We start from the raw sequence: 24,175 nt of genomic DNA on the forward strand, positions 1-24,175 counted from the left end.
TTTCATCCCCCTGCAACAAACCGGGGGCAGGGTCGGAGGCGTACCCGCAGGTGTCAGACGCGTACCCGCAGGTAGTAGAACCTCGTCGTCTGGGCCGGGTTCTGGTTGTCGTCGCTCACCAGGAGGACCTTCAGCCGGCCCCGGTGATCACGGCCGGTGATCGTCATCCCCTCGATGTTGTCCAGCAGGGGGTTCGGCTGGGGCTGCCTGGCCGTGGCGCCGAGCGAGGGGCAGGAGGCGATGTCGGTCAGCAGGGTCTTCTTGATCAGGCGGACGTCCGGCTGCCCCGTCAGGTTCTCGATGCCGCTCGTGTCCGTCGCGTGGCGGGGATCGGCCAGGTAGAGGCGGACGGTGTTGCCGACGCCCGGGGTGAAGCCGCGCTCCAGGACCAGGAGGCGACCGTCGGGCGTGGCCTGGACCTCGGGGACGCCGAGGCCGGTGTCGGTGCGGTAGGCGTACTGGGCGGAGAGGCGGAAGTGGTCGCCCTTGGTGCGCTGCCAGGTCTGGAAGCGGACGATCCCCGTCGAGTCGCCGGAGATGGCGTCCTCCATGGAGGCCACCAGGGTGTGCCCGCCGGGCAGCAGGGTCAGGCCCTCGAAGGTCTGGTTGGCGGTGGCGCGGCCGGCCGGGGCGACGAGGAGGGAGGACGGGACCGGGAGGCGGTCCAGGATCCTGCCGTCGGCGGAGTAGCGGCGGACGGACGGCTCGGTCTCGGAGGTGATGAGCCGGGTGCCGTCGGCGTCTATGACCAGACCTTCCGAGTCGAGGTCGGCGCCCTTCTCGTCGGCGAGGCGGACGGCCCGCCGCGGCTGCAGGGTCCTGGGGTCCAGGTCGAACAGGGAGGAACGGTCCTCCAGCGCGGCGAGGGAACCGTCACCGTCGACCGCGAGCGCGGAGAAGTTGCCGACGAACGTGCCGTCGTACGTCGTCTTGTCGAGCGCGTCGGAGAAGCGGTCGATGGAGACCGACGGCGAACAGGCCTTGCCGCTCGCGGAGTTGGCGTCGGCGGGCCCGGCGGCGGCCAGGGAGGCGGCCGCCGCCAGGCCGGCGGTCAGGGTGGCGAGTACGGTTCTCAGACGCATGCCGGTCACCGTAGGGCGGGCGGATGTCCGGCGGGAGACCGCCTCGTGAACCGCCTCGCGCGTCGTCAGCCCTGCGGCGGCACCGCGACGAACGCCTCGCTGGGCCGGCTGGTCGGGGTGTAGACCGCGGTGCCGGGGGTGGTCGGCACGAGGTCCTTGTGGATGGCCTTGGCGACGTTCTGGATGGTGGTGACGCCGTAGTCCATGGTGCTGTTGTCCTGGGTCAGCACCGAGATCATGTAGTCGTGACCGGCGCCGTCGAAGGTGCCGAGGCTGTGCACCCGCCAGCCGTGCGTCGCGCGCTGCAGCCAGCCGTTCTTGACGTGCACGGAGACCGTGGACGGCGCGCCCGCCGGAGTGCCCCAGCGCTGGGCGGAGATGACCTCGCCCATCAGCTTCAGGATGTAGGCGCGGGAGTTGTCGCTCAGCACGCTGTTCCTGGCGGTGACGAGCTTGAGCAGCTTCTGCTCGTCGGTGACGTTCTCCTGGGTCAGGCCCCAGTAGCCGTTCGCGCCCGGCACGGTGTTCGTCATCCCGGCGGCGGCGAGGAAGCCCTTGATCCTGGTGAGGCCCAGCTGCTTCCACAGCGCGGTCGTCGCGTCGTTGTCCGACTTGGTGATCATGGCCTTGGTGAGCGAGATCTCACGGTCGGTCAGATAGCGGTTGTGCTGCTTGGCGTCCCACAGCAGCGTGGCGAGCACGGTGACCTTGACGGTGCTGGCCGAGTCGTAGGAGCTGGTGGCGCGCAGGGTGCAGGTGGTGCTGGTGCTGCGGTCGTACAGGCCGATCGCGACCGTGCCCTTGCGGGTGGCCAGCGCCGCCGTGATGTCCTTCTGCAGCTTGGCGGCGAGGCCCGCCTTGGCGGACGTACAGCTGACGGTGGGCGTGGCCGCGGCGGCGGGTGTGGCGGCGGTGACGGCGGTGACCGCCGGTATGAGCAGGGCGGCGGCGAGCGCGCCGGTACGCCTCGATGTCCGGGAATTCATGCCCCAGTTGACTCACGGAGGCGGCCCAATGGTTGCACTCCGTTCTTACCGAGGGGATCGGGGACCTTACCCGGCTTTCACCGACACACAGCTTCCGCCCAGGTGCACCACAGCGCGCACCCATCGCGGGTCTGCAGGGTGCAGTGGTGACATCTGCCACCGATCCCCTCCCTCGCGCCACGACGACGACCCCCGCTCCCCCGGCACCGGACGCCGTACCGCCGGAGCGCGCACCGCGCTGGTCGCTGCCTGCGCTGCTCGCGATCCTGCTGCTGGCGGCCGTGCTCTACACCTGGAACCTCTCCGGCGCCGGCCTCAACAGCTTCTACAGCGCGGCCATCTACAGCGGCACACAGAACTGGAAGGCGTGGTTCTTCGGCTCACTCGACGCCGGGAACTTCCTCACCGTCGACAAACCGCCGTTCGCCGACATGGTCATGAGCCTGTCGTGCCGGATCCTCGGCTTCGGCACCTGGCAGATGATGCTGCCGGAGGTCGCGGCCGGGCTCGCCACGATCTGGATCCTGCACTCCTCCGTGAAGCGGGCGTTCGGGCACGCGGCGGCGGCCGTGGCCGCGCTTGTCCTCGCGCTGACCCCGATCACGGTCGCCATCGACCGGGACAACAACCCCGACACGATCCTCGTCCTGCTGATGGTCGGGGGCGCGGCCCTCGCCCTGCGCGCGGTGACCAACGGCCGCCTGCTGCCCCTGCTCGGCTCGGCGGTGTGCTTCGGCCTGGCCTTCAACACCAAGATGCTGGCGGGCTACATCGCCCTCCCCGCCGTCTTCGCGGTCTACCTGCTCGCGGCGCGCCCGAAGCTCGCACGGCGGATCGTGAACCTGCTGCTCGCCGGTGTGGTCCTGGCGGTCTCCAGCTTCTGGTGGGCGGTCGCCGTGTCCCTCGTCCCCGCCTCCGAACGGCCGTACATCGGCGGTTCGACGGACGGCACCGCCTGGGACCTGATCATGGGTTACAACGGCCTCGGCCGGATCTTCGGCGGCGAGGGCAACGGCGGCGGGGGCGGGGGCGGCGGGGGCGGCTTCTCCGGCTCCGCGGGCCTCGGCCGGATGTTCAACGACATCCTCGGCGGCCAGATCTCCTGGCTGCTTCCCTTCTCCGCCGTGGCGCTGGCCGCCGGCCTGATCCTGTGCGGCCGCGCCCCGCGCACCGACCTCACCCGGGCCGCGCTGATCCTCTGGGGCGGCTGGACGGTGCTGCACTACGTCACCTTCGCGACCGCCGAGGGCACGATGCACCCGTACTACACGACGGCCCTGGCACCCGGCATCGCGGCGCTGTGCGCAGGCGGTGGCGTGCTGTTGCTGCGCGCGTTCCGTACCGACAAGCGCTGGGCGTGGGTGCTGCCGACGGGTCTGGCGGTGACGGCTGTCTGGGCGATCGTGTTGCTGCGCCGGGCCTCCGGCTGGAACACCTGGCTGTGGCCGGCCGTCGGTGTGCTCATGGCGGCGGCGATCGTCGGCCTGTTCGTCTTCCGGTCGGGCAACCGGGTACGGCTGCTCGCGGCATCCGTGGCGGCGGCCGTGGTGGCGGCGCTCGCGGGCCCGGCGGCGTACGCCTGGTCGGTGCCGTCCGGTTCGGGTGGCGGCATGAGCGGGGTGAACCCGACGGCCGGGCCCTCGACGGGTGGCGGCTTCGGCGGCCCCGGTGGCGGCCGGGGCTTCGGCAGGGGCCGGGGCGGCTTCCCGGGCGGCGGTGAGCTGCCGGGGCAGATCGGCGGGACCGTGCCCGACGGGCCGGCGAGCGGCGCGCCCGGGGGCGCCTCGGGCGGAGTGCCGGGCGGAGCCTCCGGTGGACAGATGCCGAGCGGCGGACAGCAGTCCGGTGGCTTCCCCGGCGGCGAACTCCCCGGAGGCCAGGGCGCGTCGGGCGGCACGGCCCCGGGCGGAACCGGCGCCCCGAGCGGCGGCACGGCAGGCACGGGCGGCCGTATGGGAACCGGCATGGGCGGTGGCATGATGCGCGGCGGCATGATGGGCGGGGCGAACAGCGAGCTGATCGCCTACCTGAAGAAGCACCAGGACGGCGCCACCTGGCTGCTCGCGGTCTCCAACTCGCAGAGCGCGGCCCAGATCGAGCTGAGCGCCAGGGTCCCGGTCATCTCCATGTGGGGGTTCACCGGCACCGACAAGGCGATGACCGTCGCCAAGCTCGAGGAACTGGTCAAGAAGGGCGAACTGCACTACATCCAGCTCGGCGGCGGCATGATGGGCGGCGGCCCCGGAGGGAACAACAACAGCGTGTCGTCCCTGGTGACGGCCTGGGTGAAGAAGCACGGGACGCTGGTGAAGGAGAGTGCGTACAGCAAGAGTTCAAGCTCTTCCTCCTCCGCCAACCAGTCCACGCTCTACCGTCTGGACCGGTCGGACGTGAGCTGAGACGGACGTCGACAGCGCGCCAAGGGCCTCGATGCCGTTGGCGCGCTGTGCTGCTTCGATCAGCCGGCCGGCCGGCTCGGACGGGCAGGGTCGAAGCTCAGCCCGTTCTCGTCGAGGGCGTTGAAGATCGTCACTCGGCCTGCCTCGAAGGCGAAGCGGACGTCGACGTTCCCCTGAGCGACATCCTTGCCCGTCCACTCGAGCAGTTCGGCCCCCTTGAGGGCCAGGCCCCGCAGAGCCTGCAGTTCCGGGAGAGGCTCGGGACGCCACCGCAGATCGAAGCCGGGCCACCGCACGGGACAGCTGGGGTCGATCGTGTTCCACGTGAGGGAGAGCTCGTCGAGCTTGTGATGATTGATCTCAACCTGCTCGCCCTCGAAGTCGAACAGCACCGGGCAGTCGGGGAACCACTCGTCGTCCTGAAGGTCCCAGACCATCCAGACCCTCGTAAGGGTCCGGCCGACAAGACCACGCAGGCGGTCCCCATGCGCACGCGCTGTGTCACCACGGCCGGACGACCACGTGGCCTGGTAACCCGCGATGCCGAAATCGAACATCACCTCACCTTGCCAGAGCTGCCCGCGCAACGGCCACGCGCTCACTCCTCGGCGAACAACTCCGTGGCATCCGTGGCGTGTACGGCGCGCTGGGCCCAGACCTCCAGTTGATCGAGGTCCGTGCAGGCTTCCACTCGCTCGCGGACGTCGTCGGGCACGGGAAGCTCGCGCCATTCCAGGATACGCAGGATCATCTCCCGGCGATCCTCGATACGGCCCTGTTCCCGGCCTTCCGCGCGTACCTGCTCGGCCAGCGGGTGTCGCCAGAAGTACTGGATCGCCGTCATCAAATCCCTCCACATCTGCTTCGCCTGGGGGTCGGCCAGGCAGGAGTCGACGAACTGCACGAAGACTGCGGCACTGTCGGCATCGATGGTCCGCAGGGCGGCGGCCAGGGATTCCAGTATGACCGCAGCCTGCGGTCCACGCCCGTGTGTCATGGCCGAGAGCACCGCAAGGGGGACGTCCTTCTCGGCCTGCCGCTCGTCCGCGATCACCGGCACGTTGTCCGGACCGAGGACCAGCGGCCGCACCGTCAGTGACTCCCAGCCCGGACTCAGCTGAGTCGCATTCTCGAAGCGTCCGAGGCCGACCATGTCTCCGTGCGGGTCATTCCCTTCGCCTTGCACGACTTCGCGGGAGCCGGAAGCACCATGGTGTACCTCGGTGGAGCAGTCCCCCGGCTGGACACCGTCGTACGCGACGCTCCACACGGCACGGCCTTCGTCGACTCCGAAGCCCAACTGGAGCACTTTCGAACACTTTTCCGTAAGGTGAAGGAACAGGCACTGCCCCCAGAGCAGTCACGTGACCTCATCCACCAGTTGGCGAAGGAGCTGTGAGGACCAGCATGATCACCCCTGCCTCATGGAAGAAGTCGTCCTTCTCCGGCGGAGGCGAGGGGAACGACTGTGTCGAAGTCGCCGACCTGGACACCCACATAGCCGTCCGCGACTCAAAGGCCCCCGCCCGAGCCACCCTCACCTTCCCGGCCGCCGCCTTCGCCCCGTTCCTCGAAGCCCTGAAGGTGACTCACTCCAGGCAGGCGGGCCTCACTCACCGGTGAGGTACATCTACCTCGACCCGGAAGGCACAGGCGCCGGTTGGGTGTTCGTCATCGTCGCGGCCGAGACCGGCGTCGTCTACAAGGTGCAGGGTGGTGGCCACCGCTGTGCCCAATACGCGCAGGAGGGCTATCTCATCCCCGTGTTCGGGCGGGGCCTGGACCAGGAGCTGAAGGAGATCTTCGTCGGCGCCTGGAAGGGACAGGGTGCCCGCCACGCGGACTGGCCGCCGGCGCTGCTCGACCGGCTGCGCGCGGCCGTCGCCTTCCATGTGTACGGTTCCGCGAACCAGGACGACCTCTTCCCCACCCCGCTCGCCCTCGACGAGTCCCGCCTCGCCGACGTCGACGAGGCGTGGGTGCCGGTCGTCACCCCCGACGGGCCCGGGGTGCTCGTCTGGGAGAACTCCGACTAGCCCCGCTCCGGGCCGAAGCAGTGCCGCTTGCCGTCCCGGACCAGGCAGGCGCGCACCTGGTCCAGGTCGGACGGGGTGGCGGCGACCATCGGGGTCGACAGGGAGTCCTTGGCGTCGTACCGGTCCTTGACCTCGATCCGCCAGGGCGCGTGATGCGGTACGAGGATCTCCGCGCGGTCCCCCACCTTCCCGAGGTCGATCCGCGCCCACACCGCACCGCAGGCCGTACTGTGCCGGATCTTCACCACCGTCGGCCCGGGGAAGCTCTGCCGCCCCAGGGTCACCGGCACGGGGTCGGCTCCGCAGCCGTACATCTCGGGATCCTTGCCCGTGCAGCCGGTGCCGTGGCATCCCTGCACCGGTACGGGTGCGGAGGGAGACGGGGACGGGGATGCGTCCGAGCCGGACTCGCTGAAGGCGCCGGTGGCCGCCAGTGTCAGGACGAGCGCGGCTGCCGTGAGCCCACCGCCCATGACTCCGGCGATCAGGCCGCGCCGGGCCGGACGCGGAACCGAAAGCGGGAGGGACTCGGCGGGGTCAGGCGTGGGCACTGCCGTAGGAGGGAGCCCGCCCGCCGCACGCCCGGCAGAGGCCGCCCCACCCGCCGTACGTCCGCTCGCCGCCCGCCCACTGGCCACCGCGTCGGCCAGCTCCCACAGCGCGAGCGCCCGTCCGGGGTCCTCGCCCGCCAGGTCGCACAGTTCCGCGACGGCCTGCCGGGGCGGGACGGTCCTGCCGTTCAGGTAGCGGTCCCAGGACGACTTGCTGTACGGCGTCTTCGCGGCCAGCGCGGCCAGGCTCAGCCCGGTCCGGGCCCGCAGCCCGCGCAGGGTCTCCGCCAGCCGCTCGCACTCCAACGGCCGGCCGGCGGACGGGTCACCGGAGGTCATTTCCGCAGCACCCCCCATGTGTCCTCGCCGACGACCCCGTCCACGCGGAGGTGCGCCCGGTCCTGCAAGCGCTCCACCGCGCGCTCGGTGCGGGAGCCGAACGCCCCGTCGGCGATCCCCGGTGAGAAGCCGTGATGGCGCAGCAGGCACTGCACCTCCACGACGGACCACTGCGACGATCCCATGCCGATCAGGTCGGCACGGGTCGTGCTGTACCCCGCGTACAGCAGCCCGTCCTCGGCCCGGTGCACCTTGCACGGGTGGTCCTTGCCGGCCCGGAACACGAACGCCCCCTTCGCCGCGGCCCCGGTCCCTGGGGCCGACTCCGTGGCATTCGCCGAGGCCGGACGACCGGCGGTCCGTCCCCCGCCGCCGTCCCAGGGCGCGGCCACCAGCAGGGCGGTCACCACCGTCACGAGCACGGCCGACACCAGTACGGCAGCACGTATCCGCCGTCCCCGGCCGTCTCCTGGTGCGTCCTGCTTCTCCTCGCCCGGTTCCGCCTGCGTCGCTTGGCCCAAACCGTGCTCTCCGCCCCGCCCCGCCGCCACCGCCACCTCGTGCAGGGCCAGCAGCCGGGCCGGGTCGATGTCGCAGGCGCGGGCCAGTGCCGTGACCGCCTCCTGCGGCGGTAACGAACGGCCGTTGAGGTAGCGGTCCCACGAGGCACGGCTGTAACCCGTCCGGGCGGCCAAGGCCTGCAGCCCCAGACCGCTGTGGTCCTTGATTCTGCGCATCTGTACGGCGAGTTGTCGTACTCGTGGGTCGAGCGAGTCCGGCAACTGCTTCCAACGAGACACGTTCCACCCCATGTCTGTTGCAACTCCCCGGACGAGCATGCCCCACCACGCGCCCGTGGTTCCCCTGAACGGCCTTTCGAGCACAGGGTTCCGGCCACACCACCGGCGTACGCGCGTCCCGTCGACGACTCAGTGCGCAGGGCGTCTTCGCAGGTCGGAGGGTGGGACGTCCCGCGTCGGCGGCACCTGCCGGGCAGGCCTGTACCCGTCCTGGACCCGCCCCGCACAGTCGGTGGTGCACGGCGGGCGGTGCGGTCCACCCCGCACCGCCCCAGGCAGCCGGCGGCCCGTCCCCACGGGGGTGGGGCGGGCCGCCTCAGGGCAACCGACACCAAGGAGCATCCATGCGATTCCGCATCGCGACCGCAGCCGTCCTGACCGCGTGCGCCATGGCCGGCGGCGGCCTGGCCGTCTCCGCACAGGCCGCCTCGGCCGATACCCACACCGCGTCCACCGCCGCCCGGCCGGCGTGTCCGTATCCGTACGTCTGCTTCTACAACGGCGACACGATGACGGGGAAGTTCAAGGACACCAGGTACTGGCAGACGCTCGGTGCGAGCCGCAACGCGAAGGGCGCGGTCAACACCCGGCACGACGACGTGGCCTACGTGAGGTTCTCCAACCACCCGGCCATCTGCATGAAGCCCGGCGAGGGATGGGCCTTCAACGGGGCGCACCCGACGCAGGTCTACATCAGCAGCTCCAGCACCTGCCACTGAGGCCGCCTCGGCCCCGGACGGTCCGCCCCGGCGCAGGTTCCGCACCCGCGCCGGGGCGGCGCCGGGCGCTCACTGTCCGAGATGCGTCGGTGCGAACATCCGCAGCACCGCCGGGAGGACGACCACCGACGGCCCCGGAGCCGACAGCGCCTTCCGCAGGTCCTCCTCCAGGGTCTCCGGGGTCGTACGGACGCCCGGAACCCCGAAGGACTCCGCCAGCGCCACGTAGTCCGGGCGCGTCAGTTCCGTCGCCGTGGCCTGGCCGAAGGCGTCCGTCATGTACTCGCGGAGGATGCCGTAGCCGCCGTCGTCGACGATCAGCCAGGTGACGGGGAGGTCGTACTGCTTGGCCGTGGCCAGCTCGGCGATCGAGTACAGGGCTCCGCCGTCGCCCGACACCGCCAGCACCGGGCGTGCCGGGTCGGCCGCCGCCGCGCCCAGTGCCGCCGGGAAGCCGTAGCCGAGGCCGCCGGCGCCCTGCGCGGAGTGCATGGTGTTCGCGCCCCGGGGGTCGAAGGCCGACCACGCCCAGTACGCCAGGATCGTCATGTCCCAGAAGGACGGGGAGTCGGCGGGCAGGGCGCGCCGGACGGCTCCCAGCACCTCGTGTTCCAGGGTGAGTCCCTGGGACGCGATGCGCTCACCGACTCGGGACAGCAGCCCCCGCACCCGCTCCGGCGCCGAGTCGTCCGTGCGCTCCTCCACCGTCTCCAGCAGCGCCTGCAACGCCAGGCGCGCGTCCGCGTGGATGCCCAGCGCCGGGTGGTTGGACTCCAGCTTGCCGAGGTCGGCCTCGATCTGGACGACCCGGCCGCGCGGCTTGAACGTGTGGTAGTTGGAGGAGAGTTCGCCGAGGCCCGAGCCGACCACCAGGAGTACGTCCGCGTCCTCCAGGAAGTCCGTCGTGTACCGGTCCTCCAGCCAGGACTGCATCGACAGCGGGTGCTCCCACGGGAACGCGCCCTTGCCGCCGAAGGTGGTCACGACCGGCGCCTGCAGCTTCTCGGCCAGCTGAAGCAGCTTGCCCGAGGCGTCCGACCGCACGACCCCACCGCCGGCGATGATCGCCGGACGCTCGGCCCGTGACAGCAAGTCGGCGGCCACCGCCGTCAGTTCGGGGCGGGGGACCAAGTCCTCGGGAGTCGCGTCCGGCGCCGTCACCACCGGCAGAGCGGTCGGAGCCAGCAGCACGTCCTGCGGGATCTCCACCCACACCGGGCCGTGCGGTGCCGTCAGCGCCGACTTCCAGGCCGCCGCGATCGCGGACGGGATCTGGGACTGCGTGCGGACCGTGTGGACCGACTTCACCACGCCCCGGAACGAGGCTGCCTGGTCGGGGAGTTCATGCAGGTAGCCGTGGCGGCCGCCGCCCAGGCCCGCCGTCGGGATCTGGCTGCTGATCGCCAGCACCGGAGCCGAGGCGGCGGCTGCCTCCTGGAGCGCCGCCAGCGACGTCAGCGCGCCCGGGCCGGTCGACAGCAGCAGCGGCGCCGCCTCGCCCGTCACACGGCCGTACGCGTCCGCCGCGAAGCCCGCGTTGTTCTCCACGCGCAGGCCCACATAGCGAAGAGAGGACCGGCGCAGGGCGTCGAACATGCCGAGGGCGTGCTGGCCGGGCAGGCCGAAGACCGTGGTCGCGCCGAGCCCGGCCAGTGTTTCCACGACCAGGTCTCCGCCGTTGCGCCCCGGGGGAGGATTCAGGGCGGCGGTGATCTGCGCCGGCGTCGGGCGGAGTACCAGGTCGTGGTCGTGAGTCACAGCTCTCGTTCCCCTAGGGAGAGTCAGGCGTTGCGGGCCGCCGCGATCTGGCGGCTCATGATGGTGGTCAGTTCGTAGGCCGTGTGCGAGGCCGCGACCGAGGTGATCTCCGCGTGGTCGTACGCCGGGGCGACCTCGACGACGTCCGCCGAGACCAGGTTGCACGAGGCCAGGCCGCGCAGGATCTCCAGCAGCTCCCGCGAGGTCATGCCGCCCGCCTCCGGCGTGCCCGTGCCGGGCGCGTGCGCCGGGTCGAGGCAGTCGATGTCGATGGAGATGTACAGCGGGCGGTCGCCGATGCGCTGGCGCAGCTGGTCGGCCACCTCGTCGGCGCCCCGGCGGTAGATGTCCGCCGAGGTGACGATGCCGAAGCCCATCTTCTCGTCGTCGGTGAGGTCCTGCTTGCCGTACAGGGGGCCGCGGGTGCCGACGTGGGAGAGGGCCGAGGTGTCGAGGATGCCCTCCTCCACCGCGCGGCGGAACGGGGTGCCGTGGGTGTACTCGGCGCCGAAGTAGGTGTCCCAGGTGTCCAGGTGGGCGTCGAAGTGGAGCAGGGCGACGGGGCCGTGCTTCTTCGCCACCGAGCGCAGCAGCGGCAGGGCGATGGTGTGGTCGCCGCCCAGGGTCATCAGGCGGGCGCCCGTGCCGAGCAGCTCGTCCGCCGCGGCCTCGATGGTCTCGACGGCCTCGTTGATGTTGAACGGGTTCACGGCGATGTCGCCGCCGTCCGCCACCTGCGCCAGCGCGAACGGCGACGCGTCCTGCGCGGGGTTGTACGGGCGCAGCAGCCGGGACGCCTCGCGGATGGCGTTGCCGCCGAAGCGGGCGCCCGGCCGGTACGAGACGCCGGAGTCGAACGGCACGCCCACCACGGCGACGTCGGCGGTGCCGACCTCGTCCAGGCGGGGCAGCCGGGCGAAGGTCGCGGGGCCGGCGTACCGCGGGATGCGGGAGGAGTCGACGGGGCCGCGGGGCGTCTCGTTGCTGCTCATGGTCAAATGCCTTCTTTCTTGCGCTTCGTCGCGCATGTACTGCTTTCCCTATGACTCTACTGGTGAGCCGGGACCGGTTCGGACGCGAGTTCGGGGGTGCGGCCGGCGAGGCGCTCGCGCCAGGTGGCGAGAACCGTCTCGTCGGTGGGCTTCGTCGCCAGGGAGACGACGACGTAGGCGGCGAGGGAGGCGAGCAGGCCGTAGTAGACCGGCTCGTTGGCCAGGATGCCGTAGCCCGCCATCAGGCCGATGACCGCGAGGCCGCCGACGGTCACGGAGGCCAGCGCGCCCTGCACCGTTCCACGCTTCCACAGCAAGCCGCCGAGGATCGGCACGAGCAGGCCGCCGACGAGGAGGTTGTAGGCGACCGTCAGCGCCTCGACCACGTTGTTCAGGGCGATCGCCGTACCGATCACCGCCACACCCATGATCAGGATGAAGGCGCGGTTGCCGCCGACCTCGTCGTGATCCTCGCCGTCCCGGCGTACGGCACCCCGCAGCCGCGACCAGATGTCGTTGTTGGCGACCGTGGCGCAGGCGATCAGGGCGCCGGAGGAGGTGGACATGACGGCGGCGAGGGCGGCGGCCAGGACCAGGCCGCGGACGCCGACGGGGAGTTCGTCCTTGACGACGGTGGCGAACGCGTCGTCGGGGCTGCCGAGCTTGGGGTAGAGCACCTTGGCCGCGGTGCCGATCACCGCGCCGGCGAGGGCGTAGGCCAGACAGTAGGTTCCGGCCACCGTGCCGCCCCACTTGGCGGTCCTGTCGCTGCGGGCGGTGAACACGCGCTGCCAGATGTCCTGGCCGATCAGCATGCCGAACGTGTAGATCAGGACGTAGGTGAAGATCGTCTCGCCGCCGATGCCCAGCGGGTCGAAGTACGAGGTCGGCAGCTTGGCCTTCATCTCGCCGAAGCCGCCCGCCTTGACCACGGCGATGGGCAGGAGCAGGAGCAGCACGCCGATGGTCTTCACCACGAACTGGACCATGTCGGTCAGCGTGATGGACCACATGCCGCCGAGAGTGGAGTAGGCGACGACGATCGAGCCGCCGAGGACGATCGCGACGGTCCGGTTCATGTCGAACAGGACGTCGAAGATCGTGGCGTAGGCGATGGTCGAGGTGACGGCCAGCATGAGGGTGTACGCCCACATGACCAAGCCGGAGATGACGCCGGCCCGGCCGCCGTAGCGCAGGTCCAGCATCTCGGAGACGGTGTAGACCTTCAGGCGGGAGATGCGGGCGGAGAAGAACACCGACAGGGCGAGCAGGCCGAGGCCGATGGTGAAGACCATCCAGGCACCGGAGAGGCCGTACTGGTAGCCGAGGCCCACGCCGCCGATGGTGGAGGCGCCGCCGAGGACGATCGCCGCCATGGTGCCGGAGTACATGGCAGGTCCCAGGCGGCGGCCCGCCACGAGGAACTCGCTCTTGGACCTGGCGCGGCGCATGCCCCACCAGCCCATGGCCAGCATGCCGGCCAGATAGACGACGATCACTGTGTAGTCGACGGCCATGGGGCCTCCTCCACTCGAAGTCGTACTGGGGATCGCCGGCGGGTGATGTCCATCGACAGTAGGTGGCCGGAAAGCGACTGCGAAGTGTACGTTTCATCCATATGAAGGGGCGCGGATGGAGGGAACGCACACCATGCCGGAAACAACCGCCCCGGTCACCCCGGCGGTCCCACCGACCCCACCGGTACCGCTCTCGGCCCTGCTGGCCCGCGAGGATCTCGCCCTGCGCCAGATCGCGGGCCCGGAAGACCGGGGGACCGTGATCCACTGGGCGCACACCTCGGAGATGGCCGACCCGTACCCGTATCTGCTGGGCGGAGAGCTGCTCCTCACGGCCGGGGTGCACGTCCCTGAGGCGGCGGGTTCGGATGGGGGCGCCCCCGGTCGAGCGAATTCGAGACTGGGGGACTACTTCGACGATTACGTCTCCCGGATCGTCGCGGCGGGCGGCGCGGCCCTCGGCTTCGGCCTGGCCCCGGTGCACGACACGGTCCCGCGCGCCCTGGTGGCGGCCTGCGACCACCACGGCCTGCCCCTCCTGGAGGTCCCGCCCCAGACCACCTTCTCCGGGGTGGCCCGCGCGGTGTGGCAGCTGATGGCCCAGGCCCGCCTGGCGGAACTCCGCCGCGTCACGGAGGCCCAGCAGAGCCTCGCGGCGGCCGCCTCCAGCCCGGATCCGGTGCCTTCGGTGCTGCGCCGGCTGGCCCAGCGCCTGGCCGGGCACGCGGTGCTGTACGGCCCCGACGGCAGCGGGGTCGCGGCGGCGGGCCGGGAGCCGGCGACGGGGGTGCGGGGGGCGCTCGCGGAGCTGTCGGGCGTGGTGCGGCCCACGGGGCGTACGGCGCCCAGGGCCACCTCCGCCACCGACACCGTCGGCGACATCCACCTGGCCGTCTACGCCCTCGGCGCCGGCGAAGGGTTCGTGCTCGGCGTGGCCACGGCCCGGCGCGACCCCGGCGACCACACCATCGCCTCCGTCGCCGCCGTACTGCTGTCCCTGCTGACCGGTGAGCACCACAGCGGCGCCGGTGCCGCCCGTTCCTCCGCTCTGGTACGGCTGTTGCTGGGCTCCCCGCCCGAGCGGGTGGCCCCGCTGCTCGGCACCGGAAGGTGGCTGATCGTGCACGCCCGGCCGGAGACTCAGCTGCCCGATGCCGTCGCCGCGTCCGCGCTCGGGGCCGCGCTGGGCTCGCCGCTGGTCGACCTCGGGCACGACGTCGTACGGGTACTGGTGCCGGGCGGACGGGTGCCGGAGCCACAGGCCGGCTGGACGCTCGGGGTGAGCGCCGCCGTGGAGGCGTCCGAGTGGCAGGCCGCCGATGCGCAGGCGGGCCGTGCGCTCGCCCGGGCCCGCGCCACCCGCACCCCGCTGATCCGGCACGGTGCCCGGCCGGGGCTGGAGGACCTGGTGCCGCGGGCGGACGCCGAGGCACACGCCCACGCGCTGCTCGCCCCCCTCTCCGGCCGCCCCGAGCTCACCGAGACCCTGCGCAACTGGCTGGCACTGCACGGCAGTTGGGACCGAACGGCGGTGGCGCTGGAGGTGCACCGCAACACCGTGCGGCAGCGCATCGCGCGCTGCGCCGCCCTGTTGGACACCGACCTGGACGACCCGGACGTGCGCATGGAGCTGTGGTTCGCGCTGCGGCACAGCTGAACCGCCGCGGTCATCTCGGCATGCCGCGCTCGGCCAGGCCGCTCTCGTAGGCGATGATGACCAGCTGCGCGCGGTCCCGGGCGTGCAGTTTGGCCAGGAGGCTGCCGACATGGGTCTTCACCGTCGGCATGCTGACGACGAGACGTTCGGAGATCTCCGCGTTGGACAGCCCGTTGGCGATCAGCACCAGGACTTCCTGTTCCCGCTTGGTGAGCCCGACGACCCGCGGGGCCGGGCGAGCCGGCTCGCCGCGGCGGGAGAAGTTCGCGATCAGACGCCGGGTGACACTGGGAGCCAGGACTCCCTCGCCGGTGGCGATGACCCGGATGCCGTTGACCAGGTCGGACGGTGAGGCGTCCTTCAGCATGAAGCCGCTGGCGCCGGCCTGCAGCGCCGGATAGACGTATTCGTCCATGTCGAACATGGTGAGGGCGAGCACCCGGACGCCGGACAGCGTGGGGTCGGAACAGATCTCCCGGGTGGCCGCGATGCCGTCCATGACCGGCATGCGCAGATCCATCAGGACGACGTCCGGGGTGAGCTCACGGGCGAGCCGGACGGTCGCGGCGCCGTCGGCCGCCTCGCCGACGACCTCCATCCCGGGGGTGGAGTCCACCAGGACACGAAAGCTGCCCCGCAACAGCGCCTGATCGTCCGCGATCAGCACGCGCACCGCCTCGGCCATCTCCGTGTTCCCTGCTCGTCCGCCCATGAAGGTTATGCGGCAGTTTAGCCGGGTTGTTCGGGTAACTCAGTTCGCGCGTACGCCACTTCAGGCCAAGTCGATCAGCAGATCCCCGATGCCGTCGTCGGCTTGCCGGTGGAGAACTGCCGTACCGGCACCCGGCCGCGTTCGCTCAGGTCCATCAGTTCCAGCAGCGAGGCGATCGCGTCGCGTGCCGCGCGGCGCGGCAGCCCGCACAGGTCGGCCTGGAACCGCAGGTTCTCCACGGCGGTGAGGTCCAGGTCCAGGGTCGACTCCTGGAACACGACGCCGATCCGGCGCCGGACCTCGGCGGGCCGTGCGGCGACGTCGTAGCCGGCCACCTCGGCGCGGCCCGCGGTGGGCCGCAGCAGGGTGATCAGCATGTTGATGGTGGTGGTCTTGCCGGCGCCGTTCGGCCCCAGGAAGCCGTACATGCTGCCGGTGGGCACGGTCAGGTCGAGGCCGTTCACGGCCGCCGTGGTGCCGTAGTACGCGTAGAGGCCCTCGGCATGGATCGCGGTCATGAGCCGCTCCGGTCGGGGCAGCGCACCGCCAGGACGGTGCGGAAGACGCTCAGCTCGCCGGGTTCGTCCACCGGCCGTCCGTCCGCCTCCACCCAGGCGTGGGCGCCGAACGGCTCGGTACGGAAACCGGTGCACCAGTCGGGCCATCGGCCACGGGCCCGGCACAGCAGCACGGTGGCCACGGACCGCTGGAGGCAGCCGAGGCCCGCGCAACGCGTGCTGACGAAGACGACGGACCGCCGGGCTCGCGCGGCCTGCGCGTACCCGGCGGGACGGGCGCCCCGGCTGACGACACGCAGAACGCGATGCAGCCGGGCCGGGGGCAGCCGGACCAGCAGGCGTGCCGCGCCGGCCGCGCAGCGCGGGGCGAGCTGCCGGTGCAGGGGAAGTCGCGGGGCCTGTTCGGCGACGGCCGGTGTGGTCACGGGGCGACCTCCACGAGATTGGCGGCTCGGAGCGCGTCGATGAGGGCCTGGACGTCCTGCCGGGCCCGGTCGTCGCCGACCGGGGCCGTGGCGGTCAGGCTCACGGCGGCCGCGTCGGGTGCCTCGCCGTCGAGCAGCCGGCGCAGCACGCCGGCCCCGGACCGGTTCAGCTGCCAGTAGCGGCCCCGGCGCCCGTCGAGCAGCACGGCCCCCGAGTCGACCTCGGTCAGGGTGACGTCGCGGGCGAGGGTCAGCTTCATCGGAGTTCTCCCTGCGGCTCGGGATGGGTGCGCAGCCAGCTCTCGCACGCCACCGTGGTGTCGATCGGCTGGAGATGACGGGACATCGGCCCGGGATTGAGGACCGCGGACCGGAAGGCCTCCGGGTCGATGAGCCCGAGTCCGGCGAGCTGCGAGTCCTCGCACAGCGAGAGGATCCGGGCCCGGTTGCGGGCCAGCCCGCGGAACGCCTCGGCGCTGAACTCGCCCTTGTCGCGGCGGTCCAGGAGGTCGCCGGGGACGAAGCCGTGCAGGGCCGAGGTGAGCAGTGGTTTGAACCGCCCGGGTGCCAGCCGCTGGTCGATGCGGGTGCTGAGCGCGGCCTCCACCACCCGGTCGTCGAGGAACGGCGCGTCCCAGGCGATGCCGGAGCCGGTGAGGGCGGTGTTGACCTGGCGGACGGTGGTTCCCTCGAAGACGAGCGAGGCGAGCGCCTGGTGCCTGGCCCGGTCGCCGTCCAGCGGCCCGGGGCCCTCGGTGGCGGCGGCGACGATCAGATCGCGGACCGCGGCCACGGCGTCCGGGGTCGCCCAGGAAGGCATGCGGGGCGGGAACACCCAGCCGAAGTCGGGTTCGTCGACCGGCGGTGGCGGGGCGCTGATGCGGGCGGCGACCCCGGCGAGGTTCTGCCGGTACGTCGACCGGTCCAGCAGCGCTCGTACGGTCGCCCGCCAGGGCCAGCGGTTGGCCAGCCGGTAGCGGTTGACCAGCCGCAGACCGCCGACCGGGGCGGCACGGGCCAGGGACCAGGCGCAGGCGGGCATCCGGCCGAACAGTTCGTCGCCGCCGAAGCCGGTCAGATGCAGTGACGCGCCCTCCGCCGTGGCCCGCTTGGCCAGGTCCTGGACGTGGGCGAGACCGGAGGCCCAGGTCGAGGGGCCCTCCGGGGCCGCGCCCGCGAGGTCGGCGGTGTAGCCGACGTCGAAGAGGTTCTCGGCGCGTTCGGCGGACAGGGTGTGGTGCCGGGCCGCCGGGAGCCGTTCCGCGGCCCTGTGGGCCCAGAAGGTGTCCGCGTTGGCGCTGTCGAGCGGCGTCACGTGGCAGGTCACCAGGTCGGCGCCGGCCGCCTGGGCGAGGAAGCACAGCGAAGTGGAGTCCAGGCCGCCGGACAGGTCGGCACTGAGGATCCGGCCCGGGGCCACGCGGGCGCCGATGGCGTCGTCCAGCGCCGAGCGGACGGCCGCCGCGCCCTGTGCCAGCGTGCGGGACGCCTCGGGCAGGCTCCACCAGCGAATCTGCCGGGCCCGCCCGTCACGGTCCAGTTCCAGCCAGTGGCCGGTGGTGACCGCTTCGACGCCCCGGCGGACGGGGCGCTGGGCGAGCGGCCAGGGGGCGCCGCCGGGCGCCAGCAGGCGGGCGGCGAGCAGGGTCTCGTCGAGGCTTGCGCCGGTGAGCCGCAGCAGCGGCGCCACACCGCTCGCGGCGACCGTGACGCCGCCGGCCCGGGCCGTGAAGATCTGCCGTACGCCCAGGACCGATCCCTGCACCCGGGTCCTGCCGTCCAGGGACACGGCCAGGTGGAAGACGCCCCGCAGCCGGGACGCGATCCGGTCGCCGTCGTGCAGTGAGCGCAGCCGGCCGAGCGCGGCCGGCGTGGCGTTCTCGTCCGGCCGGGTGTGTCCCAGCAGCACCATCCGCCGCGGGCCCGCCTCGATGGTGGTGACCGTGTCCTCGGGCCAGTCACCGATGATCCAGGGCCGCCCCGACGCGTGATCGATGCGGTGTGCCGCCCGCAACCGTCCGGCCAGCCGGGCGGCGGCCGGGCAGTCCGGAAGAACCACGAATTCCATGTCGCCTCGTTCCCCCGGCGGTGCCGGTGCGCGCGAGCGCACCGGCACCGGATGTGATCACCAGAAGCAGACGACCGCGTAGCCGCAGCCGGCGAAGTCGTTGCAGCTTCCGACGCCGAGGCACTTGGTGAGCTCGTCGAAGTCGCCGACTTCCTGCAGCATGGGGGGCTCGTAGATCGCGGACATGGGTGACCTCCCGTTTCGGATCGGTCAGGCCGACTTTTTCGGCCTGTTTGATCTGCCACGGAAACTACGGGGCCGTGCGTCCCGTCCGCGTGGGGCAGGCGTCCCGGGGCTGTCCCGTCAGTTGTCCCAGCGGTGGTGGCGGACCCAGCCCCAGGCGAGTGCAGCGAGCGTCCAGGCGAGCAGGACGGCGACGCCGAAGGCGGTGTGCGGCGAGTCGACCTTGAGCAGTTCCCGTCCGGCCTGGTCGGGGAAGTAGCGGGCCAGCCTCTTGGTCGCGCCGAGGACGGACAGGATCTGCGTCCCGGCGAGCACCATGGGCAGCAGGACGGCGAGCGGGATCACCGCGTTGCGGGCGATGGCCGCCGTGCCGGCCGCGAACAGGCACATCAGGGTCAGGTAGACGACGGCGCCGGCCAGGGCGCGGGGCACCCCACTCGCGCCGATCGAGGCACCGTGCGAGCCGAGCGCGGACTGGGTGACCAGGTAGCCGAGCACCGTGACGGGCACGGAGACGGCCACCGCGGTCGCGGTGGTGACGGCGATCTTCGCCAGGTAGAGCCTGCCGCGCCGGGGCACGGCGAGCAGGGAGACCCGCATCATGCCGGAGGTGTACTCGCTCGTCACGACGAGCACCCCGAACACGATCAGAGCCAGCTGGCCGTAGAGGATGCCGTCCAGGCCGGCCTGCTGGGGGGTGAAGTCCGAGCGCAGATTGTGGTTGCCGGAGTCCAGCGCGTTCTTGGCGGACCAGCCGTCCAGAGCGGCGACGAGCACACTGATCACGGCGAACAGCAGCAGCGTCAGCTGGGTGCCGCGGATCCCGCGCAGCTTGGTGGTCTCGGCCCGGACGGCCGCGAGTGTCTCAGACATGGGTGCTGTGTCCTCCCTCGCCGATGACTCCGAGGAAGGTCTCCTCCAGGGAGCCCGCATGGGTGCTCAGTTCGTCGAGCGGGAAGCCGCCCGCCGCCGCGAGCCGGCTGATCTCCGCGGCCTGCAGGCCGACGACGTCCAGGGCGCCGTCCGCCGTACGGGTCAGGGAGGCGCCGTGGCGTCGCAGCTCCCGGCCGAGCCCGTCGGCTCGCGGGGTGCGCACCCGTACGTACGGCCGCCCGTGACGCTGGATGAAGTCCGACATGCCCGTGTCCGCGAGGAGCCGGCCGCGGCTGATGACGATCAGGTGGTCGGCGACCATGGACATCTCCGTCATCAGATGGCTGGAGACGAGTACGGTGCGGCCCTCGTCGGCCATCGAGCGCAGCAGTCCCCGCAGCCACCGAATGCCCTCGGTGTCCAGGCCGTTGACCGGTTCGTCGAGGACCAGCACGGGTGGGTCACCGAGCAGGGCGGCGGCCAGCCCGAGGCGCTGTCCCATGCCGAGGGAGAAGGTGCCGATCCGGCGCCGGGCGGCGTCCTCGAGTCCGACCGCCTCCAGGACCTCCCGGACCCGGCCGCGGCCGATCCGGTTGCTCTGGGCGAGCCACCGCAGATGATCGCGTGCGGTCAGGCTGCGGTGCGGGGCCGAGGTCTCCAGCAGCGCGCCGACGTGCCGGAGCGGATGGGTCAGTTCGCGGTAGGCGTGCCCGTCGATCCGTGCGGAGCCGGCGTCCGGGCGGGTCAGGCCGAGCATCATCCGCATCGTCGTCGACTTCCCCGCGCCGTTGGGACCGAGGAAGCCGGTGACGGATCCGGGCCGCACCGTGAAGGTGAGGCCGTCCACGACGGTGGCCTGCCCATACCGTTTCGTCAGGTTCTGGACGTCAATCACGGGACGAGTCTGGCGGCGGCCGTCACCGGGCACATCGGACCGGGGTCGGGACCGTCGCGGCCGGTTCCGCGAGCCGGACTCATACCTGGGTATGAACCGAGTTCAGGACATATCCGGGGTGCGCTCGCCTCAGTACGGCAGGGTCGCGCGGACCCGGAATCCGGCGCCGGGGCGGGGACCGGCGGTGAGGGTCCCGCCGTGCGCCGCGGCCCGTTCCTTCATGCCGACCAGGCCCATACCGCTGCCGGGCACGGCGGGCCGGTGCCCGTGACCAGGGCCGTCGTCGGTGACCTCGATCGTCAGCGTTCCGTCCACGGCGGCGAGTTGGACCAGGCATCGGGTGGGAGCGGCGTGTTTGACGACGTTGGTCAGCGCCTCCTGGACGATCCGGTACGCGGCCAGCGCGACCCCGCCGGGGGGTTCTTCCGCCTGGTCGGACCGCAGTTCGACGCGTACGCCCGCCGCCTCGGCCGTGCGGACCAGCAAGGGCAGGTCCGCCAGGCCCCGGACCGGCCGCAGGTCCTGCTCGCCGTCGCCCGGCTCCCGGCGCAGCACCTTGAGGGTGGCCCGCATGTCGCGCAACGCCCTGCGGCTGACGTCCTCGATGACCGCAAGGGCCTCGCGGGCTTCCTCGGGGCGGGTGGCGACCACGTGGTTGGCCACGCCGGCCTTGATCGCGATCAGGCCCACGCTGTGCGTGACGACGTCATGCAGGTCCCGGGCTATACGCATGCGCTCCTCGACCTTCGCCTGCTCGGTCGCCTGCTCGATGGCCCGGCGCAGGCTCTCCCGCCGCTCCCGCACGGCCGCTCCCGCCGCCCAGGTGGCACCCAGCGCGAGCATCCCGAACAGCAGTTGCACCGCCCGGGTACCGCCCTCGTAGTGCTGCCCGCCGGTCACCGTGAGCAGGGCCGCGCCGGCCGCGCTCGCCGTACCGATCACGACGGCCGAGCGGCCCGGCCTGCGTGGCCGGGTCGACGCGACCAGGTACAGGGCGTAGGCGGCGGCGAGGAAGACGGCCGGGCCGAGTCCGGCCGCCGACGCCGCGCAGGAGGCGGTGAGGACGAGCGCGAGGACCGGGACGGGCCACAGCCGCCGGACGGCGAGCGGCAGCGCGGTGGCGAGCGAGAGCAGCCAGGCCGTGGTCCCGCCCGGCCCGCTCCCGGTGTCCGGCCGCACCACCGACAGCTGAGGGAGCAGGGCGAAGCCGAGGGCGGCCACCCCGTCGAGGAGGATCAGGTGTCGGCGCGAGGCGTCTCCCATGCCCTGAACGTATGCGTTCGGCCGGCGCAACGTCCAACCATCCGCCCGGGGTTGTGCCGGCGCGGTGCGCCCCGAGTCGGCCACCGGGGGATGCCAACGGCCAGATCGTCACCATGACCGCCGTCGACCGTCACCCTAGGCTTGCCCCATTCACGCAGAATCGTTCCAACGGGGGTAGGGAACCATGCGGTTCAACCTGTTCATCCTCAGTGAGGACCCGGTCGCCCTGGCGGGACTGGAGGCGATCGTCGAGCAGGACGACGGCTTCCGTCTCATCGGCACGGCCGCGGACGAGTCCCGTGGTCTGCGATGTCTCGAGGACAGCGTGCTGCAGCCGGACGTGGTGATCCTCGGCGAGCCGCCGTCGAAGAGAGCCATCTCCAGGGATGTCACGGGGATCGTGTCCCGGTATCGCCTGCAGCGGACCCGGCCGCGCATCGTCGTGGTGTCGCAGAAGGACTACGACGATGTCATCCTCTCCGCCCTGCGCCTCGGCGTGAACGGCTACCTCGCGCGGATCGCGTCGTCCGAGGAACTGCTGCAGTCCCTGCAGATCGTGGCTCGCGGGGGCGCGGCGTTCAGCCCGTCGATAGCGGCCCGGTTCAGCAGCTATTTCGCCGGTGTGCGCGGCGTCCCGGAGCCGGCGGAGCTGACCCATCTGACCAGCAGGGAGACGGAGATCCTGGAACTGCTCGCGGGCGGCATGAGCAATCGGCAGATCGCCCGCACTCTCTTCCTGGCCGAGAAGACCATACGCAACTACGTCTCGCGCATCTTCACCAAACTGGAGGTGCACGACCGGGCAGCGGCGGTGCTGCGCGCCCGCGACGCCGGGCTGGGCGCGCGGCCGGACGCGGTGGCGCCACAGCGCGCCTGACGACCGGGCGCCGCCGAGCCGGTCCGCCGGGGTGACCCCCGTCCCACCCGCCGGTACCGCGAGGACGGCCGTCGTACGCTGCCTCACAATAGGAGGCATGCCGATATCCGGGACACCCAGCCGCGCCCAGCTCGTCGACCACCTGGTGAGGACCCGTATCGCGGGGGACGTCGCCACGCCCCGCGAGAACAACCTCTCCCACTACCGTCAGCTCGCCAACGGTGTCCGCAACTTCTGGCTCGGCCTGGAGCTGGGCGACCGCTGGACGGACGAGCAGGACGTGCTCGCGGTGATGGCGGAGAGGGTCGGCGTCAACGACGATCCCGAGTACCGGTACGGACAGGACACCATCGACCCCGAGCTGACGGTGGACGCGCTGGAGCGGATGGCGGCGCGGCTGCGCAAGGCGGCCGAGGACCGGCAGCGGGTGCTGTTCGCGACCGGGCACCCGGGGGGTCTGCTGGACGTGCACCGGGCCACGGCCGCCGCGCTGCGCGCCGCCGGCTGCGAGATCGTGGTCATCCCGGACGGGCTGCAGACGGACGAGGGGTACGTCATGCAGTTCGCGGACGTGGCGGTGCTGGAGCACGGGGCGACGCTGTGGCACACCCACTCCGGAGAGCCGATGCGGGCGATTCTCACGGGACTTGAGCGGGAGGGGCGGCCCCTGCCGGACCTGGTCGTCGCCGACCACGGGTGGGCGGGCTACGCGGGACAGCACGGCCTGGACTCGGTGGGATACGCCGACTGCAACGACCCGGCGCTGTTCCTCGCCGAGTCCGAGGGCACCCTCCAGGTCGTCGTACCGCTCGACGACCATGTGGTGAGCCCCCGTCACTACGACCCGTTGACGGCGTATCTGCTGGCGGCGGCCGGCCTTTCCTGACCGGCTCCCGAACGCCGTCCGCCGGCGCGGCACTGTGCGGCCCCGCACGCGGAGCCGCACAGTGTGGACGCGACCGGCACCGGATCAGCTGCTGCCGCTGCTCATGCTGGTACTGCTGTTGCTGGCGTGGCTGCTACTGCTGCTACTGCTGCTGCTCTTGCCACTGCTGGTGTTGCTGCTGGTGTTGCTGCTCTTGCCGCTGTTGCTCCAGCCACCGTTGCCGTTGCCCCAGTTGCCGTTGCCCCAGTTGCCATTGCCCCAGCCCCAGCCCCAGCCACCCCAGCGGCCGCCCCAGCCCCAACCGCCGCGGTGGTGGTGGCGGCGGTGGTGCCGACCCCAACCACAACCGCAGTCGACGAGCCGGGTGTGGACACTGAGGTTGTGCTGTGCAGGGGCCGCAGAGGCGGTGCCTGCCGTGCCGATTGTGACTCCGCCCGCCAGCAGGAAACCTGCCGCGGACATCACGACGTAACGCTTGACGCGCTGTGCTCGCATGGGAAGCTACCCTTCTGTTGCCATCATTTCCCGCGGCTCCATGAGGAAGACACGGGGCGGATGGTCAGCGCCGTGCTCACTGAGGGGGACGTCACGGCGCGCTCTTCAGGTGTCACCGCAGAGGAACGGCCGGTTACACCGTGT

At 71.8% G+C, this 24,175-nt stretch carries 25 protein-coding genes and 2 pseudogenes; 8 read left to right on the plus strand and 19 right to left on the minus strand.

From position 1 onward, the window contains the following. Positions 1-53 precede the first annotated feature (53 nt). Positions 54-1,082 (minus strand): esterase-like activity of phytase family protein, encoded by a 1,029-nt coding sequence (locus tag ABT288_RS18990; RefSeq protein WP_351608824.1) that lies wholly within the window; start codon positions 1,080-1,082, stop codon positions 54-56. A gap of 65 nt (positions 1,083-1,147) precedes the next feature. Next, complete coding sequence (locus tag ABT288_RS18995; protein ID WP_351608827.1) at positions 1,148-2,068, minus strand: serine hydrolase; 921 nt, start codon at positions 2,066-2,068, stop codon at positions 1,148-1,150. Between the two features lie 146 nt (positions 2,069-2,214). On the opposite strand from ABT288_RS18995, the gene ABT288_RS19000 reads away from it, so the two are divergent. Then, positions 2,215-4,467 carry a glycosyltransferase family 39 protein gene (locus ABT288_RS19000; RefSeq protein ID WP_351608829.1) on the plus strand — a complete coding sequence of 751 codons (2,253 nt, stop codon included), beginning with the start codon at positions 2,215-2,217 and terminating at the stop codon, positions 4,465-4,467. A 59-nt stretch (positions 4,468-4,526) separates the two neighbouring features. On the opposite strand, the gene ABT288_RS19005 is transcribed toward ABT288_RS19000, so the two are convergent. Together ABT288_RS19005 and ABT288_RS19010 are read right to left on the minus strand one after the other, a co-directional pair. Next, positions 4,527-5,054 (minus strand): hypothetical protein, encoded by a 528-nt coding sequence (locus tag ABT288_RS19005; RefSeq protein WP_351608832.1) that lies wholly within the window; start codon positions 5,052-5,054, stop codon positions 4,527-4,529. 11 nt (positions 5,055-5,065) lie between these two features. After that, a pseudogene (locus ABT288_RS19010) lies at positions 5,066-5,575 on the minus strand (hypothetical protein); the annotation flags it as partial. On the opposite strand from ABT288_RS19010, the pseudogene ABT288_RS19015 reads away from it, so the two are divergent. From ABT288_RS19015 to ABT288_RS19025, 3 genes and pseudogenes are all read left to right on the plus strand, one after another. Further along, positions 5,573-5,866, plus strand: a pseudogene (locus ABT288_RS19015) (Scr1 family TA system antitoxin-like transcriptional regulator); the annotation flags it as partial. The pseudogenes ABT288_RS19010 and ABT288_RS19015 overlap by 3 nt on opposite strands. Before the next feature lie 8 nt (positions 5,867-5,874). Continuing rightward, positions 5,875-6,090: a DUF397 domain-containing protein gene (locus ABT288_RS19020; RefSeq protein ID WP_351608835.1), complete on the plus strand. Its 216-nt coding sequence runs from the start codon at positions 5,875-5,877 to the stop codon at positions 6,088-6,090. After that, positions 6,087-6,503 (plus strand): DUF6210 family protein, encoded by a 417-nt coding sequence (locus tag ABT288_RS19025; RefSeq protein ID WP_351608838.1) that lies wholly within the window; start codon positions 6,087-6,089, stop codon positions 6,501-6,503. Before ABT288_RS19020 ends, ABT288_RS19025 begins: the two co-directional genes overlap by 4 nt. On the opposite strand, the gene ABT288_RS19030 is transcribed toward ABT288_RS19025, so the two are convergent. Next, positions 6,500-7,393 (minus strand): helix-turn-helix domain-containing protein, encoded by an 894-nt coding sequence (locus tag ABT288_RS19030; protein WP_351608841.1) that lies wholly within the window; start codon positions 7,391-7,393, stop codon positions 6,500-6,502. The two genes, ABT288_RS19025 and ABT288_RS19030, sit on opposite strands and share 4 nt — an antisense overlap. Continuing rightward, entirely contained in the window at positions 7,390-8,205 is an 816-nt protein-coding gene (locus ABT288_RS19035) for a peptidoglycan-binding protein (protein WP_351608844.1), read from the minus strand. Before ABT288_RS19035 ends, ABT288_RS19030 begins: the two co-directional genes overlap by 4 nt. Before the next feature lie 332 nt (positions 8,206-8,537). On the opposite strand from ABT288_RS19035, the gene ABT288_RS19040 reads away from it, so the two are divergent. Continuing rightward, on the plus strand, positions 8,538-8,912 hold the full coding sequence (locus ABT288_RS19040; RefSeq protein WP_351608847.1) for a hypothetical protein: 375 nt from the start codon (positions 8,538-8,540) through the stop codon (positions 8,910-8,912). A 69-nt stretch (positions 8,913-8,981) separates the two neighbouring features. Here the strand turns inward: ABT288_RS19040 and ABT288_RS19045 are convergent, their stop codons facing one another. From ABT288_RS19045 to ABT288_RS19055, 3 genes are read right to left on the minus strand one after another with little or no spacing between them, the layout of a single operon-like run. After that, on the minus strand, positions 8,982-10,670 hold the full coding sequence (locus tag ABT288_RS19045; protein ID WP_351608849.1) for a thiamine pyrophosphate-binding protein: 1,689 nt from the start codon (positions 10,668-10,670) through the stop codon (positions 8,982-8,984). A 23-nt stretch (positions 10,671-10,693) separates the two neighbouring features. Then, positions 10,694-11,662, minus strand: a complete 969-nt coding sequence (gene speB, locus ABT288_RS19050) for an agmatinase (protein ID WP_055706451.1) — start codon at positions 11,660-11,662, stop codon at positions 10,694-10,696. A gap of 56 nt (positions 11,663-11,718) precedes the next feature. Then, a complete protein-coding gene (locus ABT288_RS19055; protein ID WP_351608851.1) occupies positions 11,719-13,179 on the minus strand; it encodes a sodium:solute symporter family protein in 1,461 nt (486 codons plus the stop codon). Positions 13,180-13,294: 115 nt separating this feature from the next. Between ABT288_RS19055 and ABT288_RS19060 the strand changes: the two genes are divergently transcribed. After that, positions 13,295-14,836: a PucR family transcriptional regulator gene (locus ABT288_RS19060; RefSeq protein ID WP_351608854.1), complete on the plus strand. Its 1,542-nt coding sequence runs from the start codon at positions 13,295-13,297 to the stop codon at positions 14,834-14,836. Between the two features lie 10 nt (positions 14,837-14,846). Here the strand turns inward: ABT288_RS19060 and ABT288_RS19065 are convergent, their stop codons facing one another. The 9 genes from ABT288_RS19065 to ABT288_RS19105 all read right to left on the minus strand — a co-directional run bounded on the left by ABT288_RS19065 (position 14,847) and on the right by ABT288_RS19105 (position 21,773). Continuing rightward, positions 14,847-15,521, minus strand: a complete 675-nt coding sequence (locus tag ABT288_RS19065; protein ID WP_351608857.1) for a response regulator — start codon at positions 15,519-15,521, stop codon at positions 14,847-14,849. Between the two features lie 101 nt (positions 15,522-15,622). Next, positions 15,623-16,066, minus strand: coding sequence for an ABC transporter ATP-binding protein (locus ABT288_RS19070; protein WP_351608860.1), 444 nt, complete (start codon positions 16,064-16,066; stop codon positions 15,623-15,625). Further along, entirely contained in the window at positions 16,063-16,491 is a 429-nt protein-coding gene (locus ABT288_RS19075) for a lasso peptide biosynthesis B2 protein (RefSeq protein WP_351608862.1), read from the minus strand. The genes ABT288_RS19070 and ABT288_RS19075 overlap by 4 nt, the downstream gene beginning before the upstream one ends. Then, positions 16,488-16,751 carry a lasso peptide biosynthesis PqqD family chaperone gene (locus ABT288_RS19080; RefSeq protein ID WP_351608865.1) on the minus strand — a complete coding sequence of 88 codons (264 nt, stop codon included), beginning with the start codon at positions 16,749-16,751 and terminating at the stop codon, positions 16,488-16,490. Before ABT288_RS19080 ends, ABT288_RS19075 begins: the two co-directional genes overlap by 4 nt. Continuing rightward, positions 16,748-18,559 (minus strand): lasso peptide isopeptide bond-forming cyclase, encoded by a 1,812-nt coding sequence (locus tag ABT288_RS19085; protein WP_351608867.1) that lies wholly within the window; start codon positions 18,557-18,559, stop codon positions 16,748-16,750. Before ABT288_RS19085 ends, ABT288_RS19080 begins: the two co-directional genes overlap by 4 nt. Before the next feature lie 57 nt (positions 18,560-18,616). After that, positions 18,617-18,745, minus strand: a complete 129-nt coding sequence (locus ABT288_RS19090; RefSeq protein WP_351608870.1) for an aborycin family tricyclic lasso peptide — start codon at positions 18,743-18,745, stop codon at positions 18,617-18,619. Positions 18,746-18,862: 117 nt separating this feature from the next. Next, entirely contained in the window at positions 18,863-19,615 is a 753-nt protein-coding gene (locus ABT288_RS19095) for an ABC transporter permease (protein WP_351608873.1), read from the minus strand. Further along, on the minus strand, positions 19,608-20,510 hold the full coding sequence (locus tag ABT288_RS19100; RefSeq protein ID WP_351608876.1) for an ABC transporter ATP-binding protein: 903 nt from the start codon (positions 20,508-20,510) through the stop codon (positions 19,608-19,610). Before ABT288_RS19100 ends, ABT288_RS19095 begins: the two co-directional genes overlap by 8 nt. A gap of 129 nt (positions 20,511-20,639) precedes the next feature. Continuing rightward, the gene (locus ABT288_RS19105) at positions 20,640-21,773 is read right to left on the minus strand and encodes a sensor histidine kinase (protein ID WP_351608879.1); all 1,134 of its coding nucleotides are present in this window, start codon (positions 21,771-21,773) and stop codon (positions 20,640-20,642) included. Positions 21,774-21,957: 184 nt separating this feature from the next. Here ABT288_RS19105 and ABT288_RS19110 point away from each other — a divergent pair, with 184 nt between their 5' ends. Both ABT288_RS19110 and ABT288_RS19115 read left to right on the plus strand, forming a co-directional pair. Continuing rightward, a complete protein-coding gene (locus ABT288_RS19110; RefSeq protein ID WP_351608882.1) occupies positions 21,958-22,650 on the plus strand; it encodes a LuxR C-terminal-related transcriptional regulator in 693 nt (230 codons plus the stop codon). A gap of 97 nt (positions 22,651-22,747) precedes the next feature. Next, positions 22,748-23,536, plus strand: coding sequence for a phosphatase (locus ABT288_RS19115; RefSeq protein ID WP_351608884.1), 789 nt, complete (start codon positions 22,748-22,750; stop codon positions 23,534-23,536). Positions 23,537-23,620: 84 nt separating this feature from the next. Here the strand turns inward: ABT288_RS19115 and ABT288_RS19120 are convergent, their stop codons facing one another. After that, positions 23,621-24,031, minus strand: a complete 411-nt coding sequence (locus ABT288_RS19120) for a hypothetical protein (RefSeq protein WP_351608887.1) — start codon at positions 24,029-24,031, stop codon at positions 23,621-23,623. Positions 24,032-24,175 lie beyond the last annotated feature (144 nt).

It is taken from the genome of Streptomyces sp. NPDC001093 (assembly GCF_040298985.1).
GTDB lineage: Bacteria > Actinomycetota > Actinomycetes > Streptomycetales > Streptomycetaceae > Streptomyces.